Raw genomic sequence first — 14340 nt, forward strand, 5'->3', positions numbered from 1 at the left:
AGCGCCTCGTCGCCTCCGGCCCGGGTGCCGCCGGCGGGGCCCGGAGGGCTCCGCCGGCGGCGACGGCCAGGTCAGCCGACCCCGACGGGGCGGGTCGGCGGGCGCGTCACAGCACGGCGCACGGGGCGCCGTTGAGGGTGAACGCGGTGGGCCAGACGTTCGGGCCGCTGTACGCGCCGACGAAGCCGGCGCTCGTGCTGCCCCCGCCGCCGGCGATCTTCGCGTTGTCGGCGGTGTTGGTGACCGTCACGGTCCGGCCGCTCTGCGCCCAGGTGGCGCTCCAGCCGCTGTCCACCCGCTGCCAGGTGGTCGGCCAGGTGAACGTGAGCGTCCAGCCGTCGATCGCGTGCGTGCCGTTGTTGACGATGTCGAGGCTGCCGACGTATCCGTTGCCCCAGTCGTTGGTGTCGCGCAGGCGCACGCCGCACGTGCTCTCCGCCGGGCCGGCGGTGGTGAAGGTCACCGGCGGCGACGACCAGGACAGCCGGCCCGCGCCGTCGCGCGCCAGCACGTTGAGGGTGTACCGGGTGCCCGGCACGAGGTTGCCGACCGCGAGCGAGGTGGCGGTGGTCTCGCCGAGCTGCTCGCTGACGGCGCCGTTCTGCCGGTACACCTCGTACTTGAGGGGCCCGCCGGCCGCCGGGGGCAGCGCGGGCCAGGAGACCGTCGCGCCCCGGTCGGTGACGTCGGCGACGGTGGGCTGGGCGGGCGCGCCCGGCGCGCCGGTGACGACCGCGTCCGGGCGCAGCACCAGCGTCGTCAGCGAGTACGGCGGCAGGGTGCGGCTGGTCGCGCTGCCGGACTGGCTGGTGGCGATGGCGGTCGCGCCGTTGGTGAGGGTGTGCACGGTCGGCGCGGCGGCCGACGGGGCGAACCCGGCGTAGTCGATGGTGACCGGGCGGGCGTTGTCCGGGTCCTTGTTGACCAGCATGACGGCGAGGTCACCGTTGGGCCGGCGCACGGCGTGCGCGGTGACCAGCGCCTCGTCGGTGGCGGCCCGGACGAACTGGCCGCCGGCCCCGGCGAGCAGGTTCATCATGGACAGCCCGTGGTACGGGGCGAACGGGGTGTTCAGCGGCGGCTCGCAGACGGTGCCGTCGGAGGTGCAGGTGCCGCTGGAGAGCAGCCCGAAGTCGCCGTAGTCGGTGTGGCCGGCCACCTGCGACACCTTGTCGATGCCGTTGTGCACGTTCCACCACTGGACGGTGAACACGCCGTTCTCCAGCAGCTCGCTGTACGCGTCGGCGAGGAACAGCGCGCCGGGCTGGGTGGTGCGGCCGGTGTCGACGTTCAGCTCGGTGAAGCTGATGCCGATGCGGGCGGCGTTCGGCCCCGCGTACCGGGCGATCTGCTGGCGCAGCAGGTGGGCCGCCTCGTCGATGTGGGCGGTGCGGGCCAGGGACTCGGCGGCGCTGCCGCCCGGGTACCAGTGCACGTCCACGAAGTCGACCTTCGGCCCGGCGATGGACAGCACCGCCTGGTTCCACGGGCCGGGGTCGCTGCCGGCGGTGATCCCGTCGGGCCAGTTGCCCGGCATGGTCAGCACCGCGCCGACCTTGATGGTCGGGTCGACGGCCTTCATCGCGTCGGCGTACTCGACGACGAGGTTCGCGTAGTAGGTCGCGCTCTTGTCCGGGTGGTCGTCGGCCTCCCAGGCCGAGCCGTAGAGGCCGTTGCCGTAGTTCTCGTTGCCGATGGTCCAGTACTTCGCGCCGTACTTCTTGGTGACGTTGGCGTAGCGCACCCAGTCGGCGGCCTCGGCGGGGGTGCCGGTGCCGTAGTTCGCGATGATCATCGGCTGGGCGCCGACCCGCCTCGCGCCGGCCATGAAGGTGTCGAAGTCGGTGTTCGGGGCCACGTACCCGCCGGGCGCGGTGTGGGTCTTCCAGTGGTAGATGTCGGCGTACGAGCCGCCCGGGTAGCGCAGCATCTGGACGCCGGCGGCGCGCAGCAGGTCCGACGTCTCGTCCGTGCCCAGGTTGGCGTCCCAGATGGCCTGGTTGACGCCGAGCGCGGTGTTCGGTACGCCGGCCAGCCCCGCCTTGGCGTTGACGGTGACGACGACCGGGTCGGCAGCCGCGCCGGCGGCCGGGGGAGTGATCGCGGCGAGGGCCCCGGCGGCGAGCAGCGCGCCCGCCGCGAGGGCGGTCCACCGGCGTCGGCGAAGGCGCGGCGGCGGGGTGTGGCGTGGATACCCGTACGTGCTCGGGTTGTTCATGCTGTTCCTTCTTGACCACGGGCAGAGCGCCGCCGCGTCGGCGGTCGGCTCTGGACGGACTGATCTGGCGTTGGTCGCAGATGTCGCCGTCCCCCGGGAGGCCGCGCCGGCCACCGGTTGCCCATTGGACGACGGTCAGCCCCGCGCGCGGCTGGTCATCGACACACAAGAATCTCATGCCCGTGGCCGGATGCTCAAGGCGGCGCCGACCGGCGCGGCGGGCCGCCGTCGGCGCCGCCGTCAGTCGTGGTGGGTCGGCGGCCCGGCGGGCTCCGCCTCGGCGAGCGCGGTGCGGATCGTGTCGAGCAGCGGGCCGTCCGGGTGGTCGATCCAGTGCTGGATGGCGACCCGCAGCGCCGCGAGGAAGGTCGCGGCCAGGACCCGGGACCGCAGCGCGGCGTCCGGGCCGGTGAGCCGGGACGCGAGCTCCGCGGCCACCTCCCGCTCGACCGTCGTGTACGCGGCGAGGTGGTGGGCGAGCAGGCTCGGGTGCGCCCGCAGTTGCCGGCGGTGCGCCAGCCAGGCCGGGTCGGCGTCGCCGTACACCTCGGCGGTGAGGCGCTCGGCCGCCCGGCTCAGCACCGTCCACGGCCGCGCGTCGGGGGCCTGGTCGCGGATCAGCTCCCGCATCCGGCGCAGCCGCACGGCGTCGCCGTGGAAGAACGCCTCCTCCTTGCTGGAGAAGTAGTTGGAGAACGTGCGGCGGGAGACGTTGGCGGCGTCGGCGATGGCCTCGACGGTCACCCGGTCGGGCCCCTCGGTGGCGGCGAGGCGCAGGGCTGCCTCGTGCAGGGCGAGCCGGGTGGCCGCCTTCTTGCGCTCGCGCAGCCCGGTGGCCTCGTCCATGAGCGTCACGATACGCGGCCGGTGATTTACTTCTCAACGCGCAAACTTGCCCGCCGGGAAAGATTGGCGGATAGTTGCTTGCAGCAACCATCACTGTGGGGAGGGCGGCGTGGAGACCACCCGGGAGCTGGGCGCGCGGCTGTACGACCTGCTCAAGAGCGTGCGGCTGATCAAGCAGCGGCGCGCCGACGACCGGCCGTCCGTGCCGCTCGGGCTGGTCGGCATGCTCACCCAGATCGAGCAGCTCGCCGCCGGGGCCCACGCCCGGGAGCTGGCCGAACACACCGGGCTCGACCCGTCCACCGTCAGCCGCGCCGTCGCCTCGCTCGTCGCACACGGCCTGGTCGAACGGCGGGCCGATCCCACCGACCGGCGGGCCAGCTGCCTGGCCGTCACCCCCGCCGGCCGGGCGGCCCTCGCGGACGCCTACGGCTGGTACGGCCAACTGCTCGACCGGGCGCTCGCCGACTGGACACCCGGCGAGGTGGCGGCGCTGTGCTCGGCGCTGGGCCGGTTCACCCGCGACCTCGGGGCCGCCCTCGGCGGCAAGCCCCACCTCGGGCCCGCCCCCGCCGACGACGACAAATTCGGGGCCGTCCCCGCCCCCGCCGACGACGACAACCTCGGGGCCGTCCCCGCAGACGACGACAACCTGGAGGCCGCGCGATGAGCGCACCCACCACGACGGCCGAAGCCGCGCCGATGACCCATCGGCAGACCCTCGAAGCGCTCAGCGGCCTGCTGCTGGTGCTCTTCGTCGCCATGCTCAGCAGCACCGTCGTCTCGACGGCGCTGCCGAAGATCATCGGGGCGCTGGACGGCTCGCAGACCCAGTACACCTGGGTGGTCACCGCCACCCTGCTCACGGCGACGGCCACCACCCCGATCTGGGGCAAGCTGGCCGACCTGTTCAACAAGAAGACGCTGGTGCAGGTCGCCATCGTCGTCTTCCTCGCCGGCTCCGTGGTCGCCGGCTTCTCCCAGACCGCCGGCCAGCTCATCGCCGCCCGCGCCTTCCAGGGCATCGGCGTCGGCGGCCTCCAGGCCCTCGTCCAGGTCGCCATCGCGGCGATGATCCCGCCGCGCGAGCGGGGCCGCTACAACGGCTACCTCGGCGGCGTCATGGCCGTCGCGACGGTCGGCGGCCCCCTGCTCGGCGGCCTCATCGTCGACACGTCCTGGCTCGGCTGGCGCTGGTGCTTCTTCGTCGGGGTGCCCGTCGCCCTGATCGCGCTCGTCCTGCTCCAGCTCACCCTGCGGCTGCCCACCATCCGCCGCGACAACGTCAAGATCGACTACCTGGGCGCGGGCCTGATCGCCGCCGGCGTCAGCGTGCTGCTGATCTGGATCTCGTTCGTCGACGACTCGTTCGCCTGGCTGTCCTGGCAGACCGCCGCGATGGTCGGCGGCGCGGTGCTCCTGCTGGCCCTGGCCACCTGGGTCGAGTCCCGGGCCGCCGAGCCGGTCGTCCCGCTCGGCATCGTCCGCGAACGCACCACCGCCCTGGCCATCCTCGGCAGCCTCGCCGTCGGCATGGCCATGTTCGGCGGCGCGGTCTTCCTCGGCCAGTACTTCCAGATCGGGCGCGGCTACAGCCCCACCGAGGCCGGCCTGCTCACCATCCCGATGATGGCCGGCGTCCTCGGCTCGTCGATCGTCGCCGGCCGGATGATCACCAGGACCGGGCGGATCAAGCCCTACATCGTCGTCGGCGCGATCCTCCTCGTCGCCGGCTTCGCCCTGCTCGGCACCATCGACCACGAGACGTCGCTCGTCCTGGTCGGCGTGGCCATGTTCGTCGTCGGCACCGGCGTCGGCATGACCATGCAGAACCTCGTGCTCGCGGTGCAGAACACCGTGTCGCTGCGAGACATCGGCGCGGCCAGCTCCAGCGTCGCGTTCTTCCGCTCCCTCGGCGGCACCATCGGCGTCTCCGTGCTCGGCGCGGTCCTCGCCCGCCGGGTCAGCGACCGGATCACCCACGACCTCGCCGCCGCGGGCATCCCCGTCTCGGGCAGCTCCGGCGGCGGCAGCCTCAACCTCGACGTCCTGCCCGAGCCCGTGCGCGTGATCGTCCGGGCCGCGTACGGCGACGCCACCGGGCACATCTTCCTGATCTCCGCGGCCATCGCCGTCGTCGGCGTCGTCGCGGCGCTGCTGCTCAAGCCGGTCACCCTGCGCACCAGCCTCGACCTGCCCGACGCGGCCAGGTCGGCCGCCGTGGCCGCCGACGCCGTCGACGGCGCGCCCGCCCTCGACCAGGTGGCCGTCGACGCCGGCCGCGGGAGCCGCCCGCCCGCCGGCCGGGCCTGACCACCCGGCCCGGTTCCGGGGCCACCGTCGCTGCGCGGCTGCGACGGTGGCCCCGCGCCCGCCCTCTGGGCCGGTCGCCTCCCGCCGTCCGCCCCGGCGTCAGCGCGGCGGGCCGCCCGGCGTCAGCGCGGCGACACGTACGCCAGCGGCAGCGGCGTCGGCTGCCCCTCCCACGTGCCCGTCAGCCGGGCCCCGGGCAGGCCCGGATCGTCGCCGAGCCGCCGCAGGACGGCCAGCTCGACGGCGGCGGCGAGGATGCGGGCCGGATCGCCGTCGTCGACCCCGTCGAGCGCGCCGATCCCCGGCACCCCGGCCAGGCCCGCGCCGTCGACCGCGATCCCCATGCTCGGCGTACGCTCCTCGCGCCGGCCGTCCACCTCGAAGTACTCCTGCGCCTGGCCTGTGCCCGTGAGGACCGCCCCGGCCAGGGCCGCCGCGTAGACGGGGTCGCCGCAGGCGTCGTACACCCAGCGCGGCCCCAGCACGGAGTGCTCGCAGGTGCCGACGAGCCACGCGTCGGCCCCGCCCAGCGGCGCGCCCCGGTAGGTCAGCGGCACCTGGTGCACCGGCCCGTCGCCGGCCCGCACCAGCAGCGTCTCGATCCCCACCTCCCCGGCGGGGTCGTCGAAGCGGTACGCCGCGACGCGCTCGACCGCGGCGTCGGCGTCCCCCAGGAACCACGGACGGCGGGGCAGCCAGGCCGACAACAGTTCGAGCTTCGTGGGGCGGATCTCCGCCCGGTGCAGCAGCGCCATCACCGGATCATAGGGACCCGGGTCGAAGCCGGCCGCCGCGTGCCTCGTTCGATCGGCGGCTACCCGCCCGGCCGCCGCCTGCCCCGCCCGTCCGGCGTGCCCGCCCCGACCGGCCGGCGTGCGCCCGGCCGGCCGACCCGCTCAGGCCGGCTCGCGGGGCCCGCACGTGCGCGGCGGCGGCTTGCCGGCGTACCGCAGCTCGGCGCAGTACCGCAGCGCGCGGGCGGGGGAGAGGGTCCACTCGTACCGGGCGGCCTGGTATCCCATGTAGGTGATGCGCCCGCAGCACCGGAAGTCGCGGTCCCCGTCGCGCAGGTCGAAGGTCCGCGGCGTCCCGTCGACCTCCAGCTCGACCCGCAGCCGGTAGTCCGACACGCCGCCCGGGAACGGGGCGGCGGGGCTGCCCGACTCGTCGAGCCCGTCGAGCTCGACCGGTATCTCCAGCGTCTGCCCGGCGGCGAGGGGGTGCGGCAGCTCGCCGCCGCGCCGGCGGCCGGGCGGGGACGCGGTGGGGGAGGCGGTGGCGTCGCGGCAGGCCAGCTCGACCCACGGCCCCTGCTCCCCGGCGCGGTTCACCCGCGCGACCTGCACCGCCCGGACGGCGTTGACCTGCACGTCCACGCTGCGCCGGGCCCGCAGCGTCAGCGTGTGCACGGGCTCGGCGCCGACCGGTACGCCGCCGTTGTCCCGCGCCCACGCCGCGAACTGGCCGCAGTCGCGCACCCACTCCGGCGGACCGACCCGCGCCCGCGCCTGCGGCACCTCGAACGTCAGCTCCGTGCTGTAGGCGGTGCCGGAGAGCGTGGCGGCCAGCTCGACCGCCCCGCCCGAGCCTGCCGAGCCGGCCGGCTGCCCGCTCCCGTCCGCCCGGCCCGGCGGAACGCCGCCGGTGGCCGTGGTGCGGCCCGGACCGGCCCGGTCGCCACCGTCTCCCGACCGCAGCGCGGAGACCGCGGCGAAGGCCAGCACCGCCGGCAGCACCCCGATCGCGACGACCCGGAACAGCCGCCGACCGGCGCTCACGCCCGGGCCTCGAAGGGCCCGGGGCCGTCGGCCCCCCAGCCGCCCGTGATCTTCGCGTGGTACCGCTCCTGGTAGCGGCGGGCGAGGCTGCTGCTGCGGAACGGCCGGCCGTCGTCGTCGACGGTGAGCACCCGCCGTTCGCCGCCGAGGTCGACGTCCAGCTCGATGACCCACTCGCAGTACGACCGGTCCGTCTGCGCCTGCACGTCCACGGTGAGCGGCTCGCCCGGCGACAGCGTCAGCGAGTGCCCGTCCACGTACGCCGCACCGAGTTCGAGCTCCTCCGTGATGACGCGCGCGATGCTGTCCGGCTCGTCCAGGTCGAAGCCGATCTTCAGCGGCTCCCCGCCGCCCTGGCTCCCCACGAACACGTACGCGGCGGACAGCGGCGCGGAACGCCGCAGCACCCGGGCCCGGATCTGGGTCACGAACACCGGGCCGGTCCACTGGCCGACCACCGACAGCCGGACCCGGGTGAACAGCCGGTACGGGTGCCGCGGGTCGCCCGGCCACACGGTGTTGACGCCGTCGCCCGTGGCGGCCAGGTCGGTCACGGTGGTCGGGGTCCTCGGCAGGTCGAGCAGGCGGTGCCGCTGCTCGGCGGTCAGCGGCCCCGGGAACAGACAGACCCCGGAGTCGTCGGAGCGGTCGTAGTAGTAGGCGTTGACGGACAGGGGCGGCTTCTGCTGCGCGGCCGACTGCTTCGCCGCCTCGACCGCCCGGTCGTCGCGCACCGCCTGGTCGGGGGAGGTGAGCCTGCTGGCCACCTCGGCGACGACCGCGCCGACGACCGCGCTCGCCAGGCCGCCGCCGGCCGCCCACAGCACGGCGCGCCGGGAGAACTGGGCCGGCGGCCCCCCGGTCTGCTCCGTGGCGCGCTCCGCAGCCGCCCCGGGCAGCGACCGGACGCTCTCGGGGGCCGCCCGCCCCGCCCTGGGCACCGGTGTCTGTGGTGGCTGCGCAGGGCTGGCCGGGTCGGGTGCCGGTGCCGGTGCCGGCTGCGGCTGGGCAGGGCTGGCCGGGGCGGGCTCCCTGGGGCCCGGCGGCGTCGCCGTCGGCGTGTCCGTCGGCTGTGGTGCCCGTGGCCTGCGACGGCCCCGTCTTCCTCCGGATCCGGAAGTTGACACGCGAATCCCCCCGAAGCGCGATACCGACGAGCACTCATCGTAGTGGCCAACACCACCCGACCCCCCGCCCCACTCACCCACTCACCCACTCACCCACCCACCCACCCACCCACCCCACGCCGCCCCACCGCCCGCCCGGCGGCGCGGGCGGATCCCCGTGATCAAGAGGTTTGCGTCACGCCGAAGATCAAAGTTGACGCAAACCTCTTGATCACCGGGGCGGGAGGGGGCGGGGAGGTGGGGGCGGGGGCGGGCGGAGGGGTGGGGTGGGTGGGTCAGGTGGGGGTGGGGGTGTTGAGGTAGTGGAGGACGGCGGCTACGCGGCGGTCCGTGCGGTCGGTGGGTGGGAGGTCGAGCTTGGCGAAGATGCTGCGGATGTGCTTGTGCACGGCCCCGTCGGTGACGAAGAGCCGCTCCGCGATGGCCGCGTTGCCCAGCCCCTCGGCCATCAGCGCCAGCACGTCGCGTTCGCGGGGGCTGAGCCGGTCCAGCCGGGTGTCGGGCCGGCTGCGGACCAGCAACTGCGCGATCACGTCCGGGTCGATGGCCGTGCCGCCGCCGGCCACCCGGCGCAGGGCGACCAGGAACTCCTCCACCCGGCCCACCCGCTCCTTGAGCAGGTAGCCGAGCCCGGCCCCGCCGCGGGCGAGCAGGTCGGTGGCGAACGCCTGCTCGACGTACGCCGAGAGCACCAGGACGGCGAGGCCGGGCCGGCGGCGGCGGGCCTCGACGGCGGCGACGATCCCCTCGTCGGTGTGGGTCGGCGGCATCCGCACGTCGACGATCGCCACGTCCGGGGCGTGCGCGTCGACGGCGGCCAGGAACGTGGTCGGGTTGTCGGCGGTGGCGACGACGTCCAGCGACTCGGCGCGCAGCAGCAGCGCCAGCCCCTCGCGCAGCAGCGCGTCGTCCTCGGCGATCACGATCCGCACGGCAGGTCCACCTCCACAGTGGTCGGACCGCCCGGTGGGCTGGTCAGGGTCAGTTTTCCGTCGTGTGCCTCGGCGCGCCGCCGGATGCCGGACAGCCCCGAGCCGGCGCGCTCGTCCGCGCCGCCGCGACCGTCGTCGACGATCGTCACGCGCAGCCGGTCACCGGCGCGGCGCACGGTCACCGTGGCCCGCCGCGCCCCGCTGTGCCGGGCGACGTTGGTCAGCGCCTCGGCGGCCACGAAGTATGCCGTGGCCTCCACGGAGGCGGCGCACCGGCCGTGCACGTCCGCGTCGACGCGCACCGGGACGGGGCAGGTGGCGGCCAGCGACAGCAGCGCGTCGGGCAGGCTGCGGTCGGTGAGCACGGGCGGCAGGATGCCGCGGACGACCGCGCGCAGCTCGGCGAGGGCGTCCTCGGCGGCGCGTTGCGCCCGCTCCAGGAGGGCGTCGGCGTCGGCCGGGTCGCGGGCCACCGCCCGGCGGGCCGCGCCGAGCAGCACGGTGACGCCGACGATGCGGTTCTGCGTGCCGTCGTGCAGGGCCCGCTCGATGCGCCGCAGCTCGGCGGCGTGGGCGTCGAGCGCGGCGGCCCGGGTCGCGGTCAGTTCCGCGACGCGCAGCACCAGGTCGGCGTCCGGGTCGGGCGGGAGCAGCCGGCGGCCGGGCAGCTCCTGGAGGCGGGCCAGGGCGGGCGTGGCGTAGCCGACGAGGGCCAGCCAGCCGAGGCCGAACAGGCCCACCCCGAGCGCCCCGGCGGTGTCGGTCACGACAGGGAAGCCCAGCGCCGAGGTCGCCTCGCCCGCCGGGAGCAGCCGCCACCACAGCGGGAACGTGCCGTCGCGCAGCACGTTGATCGGCAGCGTCAGCCCGAGCAGGCCGAGGAACAGCCCGAGGGTGGCGTGCGTGACCAGCCAGCGCGCCTCCCGGCGTACGGTCGGGTCGGCCACGGCGGACCGCAGGGTCTCCGGCGTCGGCAGTCCGGCGGCGATGTGCGGGCCGGTGCGGGACAGGCGGGCGCGTTCCCGGTCGGCGGCCAGGCGCAGCGCCCGCAGCGCGTACGGCACCGCCGGCAGGCCGACGCCGACCAGGCAGGTCAGCGCCGTGACCGTCAGCAGGGCCAGGGTGGACAGGGCGAGGACGGCGGTGCCGAGCCCGCCGACGAGGCGCTCCACCGCGTCGAGGCTGACGCGGACCCGGGCGGCCGGCGTCCACCGGCGGGCGGCAGCCGCGCCGGGTGGGTCGTGCTCGTCCGACGCCATCGTCGCCCCCTCCCCGCAGGACAGCAGCGACAGTAGGGCACCGCAGCGGGCCGCCGGCACCGGCGGGGCCAGAAAGTAGTGCCTGCTGTACCGGATCCGCCCGCAGGTGATGCGCCGCCAACTCGACCACCTCGTCCGGCTGGCCACCGAGCGGCCCGAGCAGATCGAGGTGCGGGTGCTGCCGTTCAGCGCCGGGGCGCATCCCGCGTTCGGCGGGCCGTTCGAGATCCTGTCGTTTCCCTCGCCCCGGCTGCCCGACTACATCGTCACCTTCGCCGAGACCCGGGAACTCGCGTTAGGCTCGGCCGAGTCGGTCGACCTGATCCGCCGCATCGCCAAGGAGATGACGTGAGCGCCCCTCGTAGCGACTGGTTCAAGTCGTCCCGCAGCTCCAGCAATGCCAACTGCGTCGAGGTGCGGCTCGGCGGCGGCGCGGTCGGCGTACGCGACTCCAAGGACATCGCGGGTCCGGCCCTGGCATTCGACCCGGCGGCGTGGGGCGGCTTCGTGGCCGCCCTGAAGGCGGGCGTCGCCCCCGGCCGCTGACCCCCGGTCGCTGACCCCCGGCGCGCGCCCGCCCTGCCGCCGAGCGGCCGATCAGCGGGCGATATCGTCGGCGACCGACCGGCGGCTGCCGGCCTGGCACAACCGAACAGGCGGTCGTCGGTGTCCCGAGCGCGCGCGGTCCTTCCCCCGGCACTGCTGGCCCTCGTCCTGGTGGCGCTGGTGGCGTCCGGCATCCGGCCGTACGACCGGCTCACCTGGCTGCTGGAGACGGTGTGGGTGATCGTCGGCGTGCCGGTGGTGCTGCTCACCTGGCGGCGCTTCCCGCTGAGCACGCTGCTGTGCTGCCTGCTCGCGGCCCACGCGCTGATCCTCATCGCCGGCGGGCACTGGACGTACGCGCGCACCCCGCTGGGCGACTGGGCGCGCGACCTGTTCGACCTGTCCCGCAACCCGTACGACCGGCTCGGGCACTTCGCGCAGGGCTTCGTGCCGGCCATCCTGGTGCGGGAGATCCTGGTGCGCCGCTCGCCGCTGCGGGGCAGCCGCTGGCTCGCCCCGCTCGTGGTCTGCGCCTGCCTGGCCTTCAGCGCCTTCTTCGAGATGATCGAGTGGTGGGCGGCGGTGGCCGGCGGCTCGGCCGCCGACGACTTCCTCGCCACCCAGGGGGACGTCTGGGACACCCAGTGGGACATGTTCCTGGCGCTGTGCGGCGCTATCACGTCGCTGGCCCTGCTCAGCCGGTTGCACGACCGGCAGCTTTCGCCGCCGGCACGGCGCGGCTGAACCCCGCCGCAGGTGTGCGGCCGAATGGTTTACCGGCGTTGCTCAGACTACCGCTGTCATTGACGCGCGTCATGCCGACAAATGCCGTCTCCCCGGCCGGTGGTGTGCTCCCCGTGGCGCTGTCCGGTGGCGGCGGCGCGCGGCTCCGGCCGCTGTCTGGGCAGGTGGGAGAGGGTTCAGGTCCATCGGCCGGGAGCGGATCCGCGTGATCGGCGTCGATCTGTAGACCGCTGTGTCGCGGCGCGGCGGGCGCGGCGATGTTAGGGGTCGAGACTAAGGGGTGTACCGCGTCCTGATCCTCGCTACACTGACGCCGGCAAATGTCCCACAATGCTTGCTGGGCTTTGCGGATGTGGCGGCGACTCGAATCGGATACGACGGGCGGTTGGCTACCCACCATGCTGACGTACACGGGGGAATGGCGAAGTCGCGGCCCACGCCGTTTGCCGGTGATCCCGGCCCCGACACCTGACCCGGCCGTGCCGGCCCCCTGAGTGGCCGTCCGCCGAGCGGGCGTGCCCTGGGCGGGCGATGCCCACGCCCCGCCCCGACCGCGCGTCCACGGCCGGCGGACGGCGCCCGCAGCCCGTTCGCGCACGTCCTGGCCAACCACGCGAGTCCGCGGTCGCCCGGGTCCGGGTCATCGTCGCCTGAAGGAGGCACACATGGAGTCAACGGGTCGTGAGCGGCGGCTACGGCGGCTGTGGGGTCCGACCAGCGGGCGCACCGTGCTCATGCCGATCGACCAGCCCGTGACGATGGGCCCGATCGCCGGCTTGGACGCGATCGACTCCCAGCTCGTCCGGCTGCTGGCGGGCGCGCCCAACGGCATCATCGGCCACCGGGGGGTGCTGCGGCGGGTGCCCGCGGAGGCGGCCCGGTCCACGGGCGTCGTCATGCACCTCTCCGCCGGCACCGCCCTGTCCGGCCGGGGGCACGTCAAGAAGCTCACCGGCGACGTCGTCGAGGCCGTCCGGATGGGCGCCGACGCCGTGTCGGCGCAGGTCACCTTCGGCGTGCCCGAGGAGACCGACATGCTGCACGACCTCGCGCAGCTCGCCGGCGCGTGCGCCCAGTGGGGCATGCCGCTGCTGGCGATGGTGTACGTCGCCGGCGTCGACCCGGCCGCCGCCCCGGAGAAGATCGCCCACGCCGCCCGCGCGGCGGCCGAGCTGGGCAGCGACATCGTCAAGGTCCCCTACACCGGCTCCGCCGACTCGTTCGCCACGGTCGTCGACGGCTGCTTCGCCCCGGTCGTCATGGCCGGCGGCGAGCCGTCCGACTCCTGGGAGGACGTCCTGCTCGACGTGAAGGACGCGCTGTCGGCGGGCGCGGCGGGCGTCTGCATCGGGCGCAAGGTGCAGCAGCACGCCGCGCCCGAGGCGGCCCTCGCGGACCTGCACGCGCTGGTGCACGCCAACAACCCCGGCTGACCCCGACGAAGGAGGCACGACCGTGTCCGACAGTGACGCGTTGATCCCGCTCTGGTGCGACCTGTCGCACCTGCGCGAGGGCCTGCCCGACATGGTGGCGGCGGTCGTCCAGGCGCCCGTGCGGGGCGTCATGGTCCCGCCGGACGCGGTGCCCGACACCGCCCTGCCCGACCGGGTCGAGGTGGCGGTGCTCGTCACCGAGCCGGCCCAGCTCGACAAGCTCGACCCGGCCCGGCCGCTGACCGTCATCGCCGCCGACCAGGCCACCCTCGCCGCCGTGCCGCACGGGGGCCGCTGGCGGCGGGGGCGCTGGATCGACGTCACCGACGCCGAGACGATGCAGGAGGCCGTGGCGGCGCTCGGCCACGTCGACGTCCTGCTGGTCAGTTTCGCGGACGAGACGAACATCCCGCTGGAGCTCATCGTCGCCGAGGCCCAGTCGCAGCGCACCACGGTCGTCAAGCGCGTCCACAACTCCGTGGACGCCCTGGTCACCCGGGGGGTGCTCCAGCACGGCCCGGACGCGATGCTGCTGCGCGTCTCCACCCCCGGCGAGGTGGTGCGGCTGGCCCGGGAGCTGCTGGAGCGGCGCACGGAGCAGCTCGACCTGGTCGAGGCCGAGGTGACGGCGGTGCGGTCCATCGGCATGGGCATGCGCGGCTGCGTGGACACGACCGACCTGTTCGAGCCCGACGAGGGGATCCTGGTCGGCTCGACCTCCTCCGGCGGGCTGCTGGTCTGCGCCGAGGTGCACTATCTGCCGTACATGAACCTGCGGCCCTTCCGGGTCAACGCCGGCGCCGTGCACTCCTACGTGTGGACGCCGGCCGGGCGCACCGCGTACATCACCGACCTCAGCGCCGGCGAGCAGGTCCTCGCCGTGAACACCGCCGGGCGCGCCCGTCCGGTCCTGGTCGGCCGGATCAAGACCGAGATGCGTCCGCTGCGCCTGATCGAGTGCCGCATCGGCGACTCGACGATCAACACCATCGTGCAGGACGACTGGCACGTGCGGCTGTTCGACGCGGCCGGCGCGGTGACCAACTGCACCGCCATCGCCGTCGGTGACCGGATGCTGGCGATCGCCGCCGTGCCCGGCCGCCACGTGGGCATCCCGGTCAGCGAATCGATCAAGGAGAACTGA

General features: G+C 74.9%; 14 protein-coding genes. 7 read left to right on the top strand and 7 right to left on the bottom strand.

Annotated features, from left to right (window positions below; all coding sequences use genetic code 11):
- Positions 1-106: 106 nt before the first annotated feature.
- Entirely contained in the window at positions 107-2218 is a 2112-nt protein-coding gene (locus ACFYWL_RS23035) for a cellulose binding domain-containing protein (RefSeq protein WP_386975961.1), read from the bottom strand.
- Between the two features lie 240 nt (positions 2219-2458).
- On the bottom strand, positions 2459-3064 hold the full coding sequence (locus tag ACFYWL_RS23040; RefSeq protein WP_386975964.1) for a TetR/AcrR family transcriptional regulator: 606 nt from the start codon (positions 3062-3064) through the stop codon (positions 2459-2461).
- A 109-nt stretch (positions 3065-3173) separates the two neighbouring features.
- Here ACFYWL_RS23040 and ACFYWL_RS23045 point away from each other — a divergent pair, with 109 nt between their 5' ends.
- Both ACFYWL_RS23045 and ACFYWL_RS23050 read left to right on the top strand, forming a co-directional pair.
- Positions 3174-3734: a MarR family transcriptional regulator gene (locus ACFYWL_RS23045; protein ID WP_386975967.1), complete on the top strand. Its 561-nt coding sequence runs from the start codon at positions 3174-3176 to the stop codon at positions 3732-3734.
- Positions 3731-5377 (top strand): MDR family MFS transporter, encoded by a 1647-nt coding sequence (locus tag ACFYWL_RS23050; RefSeq protein WP_386975970.1) that lies wholly within the window; start codon positions 3731-3733, stop codon positions 5375-5377. The genes ACFYWL_RS23045 and ACFYWL_RS23050 overlap by 4 nt, the downstream gene beginning before the upstream one ends.
- A gap of 122 nt (positions 5378-5499) precedes the next feature.
- Here the strand turns inward: ACFYWL_RS23050 and ACFYWL_RS23055 are convergent, their stop codons facing one another.
- The 5 genes from ACFYWL_RS23055 to ACFYWL_RS23075 all read right to left on the bottom strand — a co-directional run bounded on the left by ACFYWL_RS23055 (position 5500) and on the right by ACFYWL_RS23075 (position 10473).
- Positions 5500-6132: a hypothetical protein gene (locus ACFYWL_RS23055; protein ID WP_386975973.1), complete on the bottom strand. Its 633-nt coding sequence runs from the start codon at positions 6130-6132 to the stop codon at positions 5500-5502.
- 141 nt (positions 6133-6273) lie between these two features.
- Positions 6274-7155, bottom strand: a complete 882-nt coding sequence (locus tag ACFYWL_RS23060; RefSeq protein ID WP_386975976.1) for a hypothetical protein — start codon at positions 7153-7155, stop codon at positions 6274-6276.
- Complete coding sequence (locus ACFYWL_RS23065; RefSeq protein ID WP_386975979.1) at positions 7152-8096, bottom strand: hypothetical protein; 945 nt, start codon at positions 8094-8096, stop codon at positions 7152-7154. Before ACFYWL_RS23065 ends, ACFYWL_RS23060 begins: the two co-directional genes overlap by 4 nt.
- 461 nt (positions 8097-8557) lie before the next feature.
- A complete protein-coding gene (locus ACFYWL_RS23070; RefSeq protein WP_386975982.1) occupies positions 8558-9214 on the bottom strand; it encodes a response regulator in 657 nt (218 codons plus the stop codon).
- The gene (locus tag ACFYWL_RS23075; RefSeq protein ID WP_386975985.1) at positions 9202-10473 is read right to left on the bottom strand and encodes a sensor histidine kinase; all 1272 of its coding nucleotides are present in this window, start codon (positions 10471-10473) and stop codon (positions 9202-9204) included. The genes ACFYWL_RS23070 and ACFYWL_RS23075 overlap by 13 nt, the downstream gene beginning before the upstream one ends.
- Before the next feature lie 109 nt (positions 10474-10582).
- Between ACFYWL_RS23075 and ACFYWL_RS23080 the strand changes: the two genes are divergently transcribed.
- From ACFYWL_RS23080 to ACFYWL_RS23100, 5 genes are all read left to right on the top strand, one after another.
- Complete coding sequence (locus tag ACFYWL_RS23080) at positions 10583-10825, top strand: Scr1 family TA system antitoxin-like transcriptional regulator (RefSeq protein ID WP_386976101.1); 243 nt, start codon at positions 10583-10585, stop codon at positions 10823-10825.
- Positions 10822-11019 carry a DUF397 domain-containing protein gene (locus ACFYWL_RS23085; RefSeq protein ID WP_386975988.1) on the top strand — a complete coding sequence of 66 codons (198 nt, stop codon included), beginning with the start codon at positions 10822-10824 and terminating at the stop codon, positions 11017-11019. Before ACFYWL_RS23080 ends, ACFYWL_RS23085 begins: the two co-directional genes overlap by 4 nt.
- A 120-nt stretch (positions 11020-11139) precedes the next feature.
- Entirely contained in the window at positions 11140-11763 is a 624-nt protein-coding gene (locus tag ACFYWL_RS23090) for a DUF2238 domain-containing protein (protein ID WP_386975991.1), read from the top strand.
- Between the two features lie 665 nt (positions 11764-12428).
- A complete protein-coding gene (locus ACFYWL_RS23095) occupies positions 12429-13196 on the top strand; it encodes a class I fructose-bisphosphate aldolase (protein WP_386975994.1) in 768 nt (255 codons plus the stop codon).
- A gap of 22 nt (positions 13197-13218) precedes the next feature.
- Positions 13219-14340 carry a 3-dehydroquinate synthase II gene (locus ACFYWL_RS23100; RefSeq protein WP_386975997.1) on the top strand — a complete coding sequence of 374 codons (1122 nt, stop codon included), beginning with the start codon at positions 13219-13221 and terminating at the stop codon, positions 14338-14340.

This window comes from Micromonospora sp. NPDC002575 (assembly GCF_042889525.1).
Lineage (GTDB): Bacteria > Actinomycetota > Actinomycetes > Mycobacteriales > Micromonosporaceae > Micromonospora > Micromonospora carbonacea.

Bases quoted from the DNA above. Each gene is read 5' to 3' on its own strand.
- ACFYWL_RS23035 (WP_386975961.1), bottom strand. From the start codon at position 2,218: ATGAACAACCCGAGCACGTACGGGTATCCACGCCACACCCCGCCGCCG.
- ACFYWL_RS23040 (WP_386975964.1), bottom strand. From the start codon at position 3,064: ATGGACGAGGCCACCGGGCTGCGCGAGCGCAAGAAGGCGGCCACCCGG.
- ACFYWL_RS23050 (WP_386975970.1), top strand. From the start codon at position 3,731: ATGAGCGCACCCACCACGACGGCCGAAGCCGCGCCGATGACCCATCGG.
- ACFYWL_RS23055 (WP_386975973.1), bottom strand. From the start codon at position 6,132: ATGGCGCTGCTGCACCGGGCGGAGATCCGCCCCACGAAGCTCGAACTG.
- ACFYWL_RS23075 (WP_386975985.1), bottom strand. From the start codon at position 10,473: ATGGCGTCGGACGAGCACGACCCACCCGGCGCGGCTGCCGCCCGCCGG.
- ACFYWL_RS23080 (WP_386976101.1), top strand. From the start codon at position 10,583: ATGCGCCGCCAACTCGACCACCTCGTCCGGCTGGCCACCGAGCGGCCC.
- ACFYWL_RS23095 (WP_386975994.1), top strand. From the start codon at position 12,429: ATGGAGTCAACGGGTCGTGAGCGGCGGCTACGGCGGCTGTGGGGTCCG.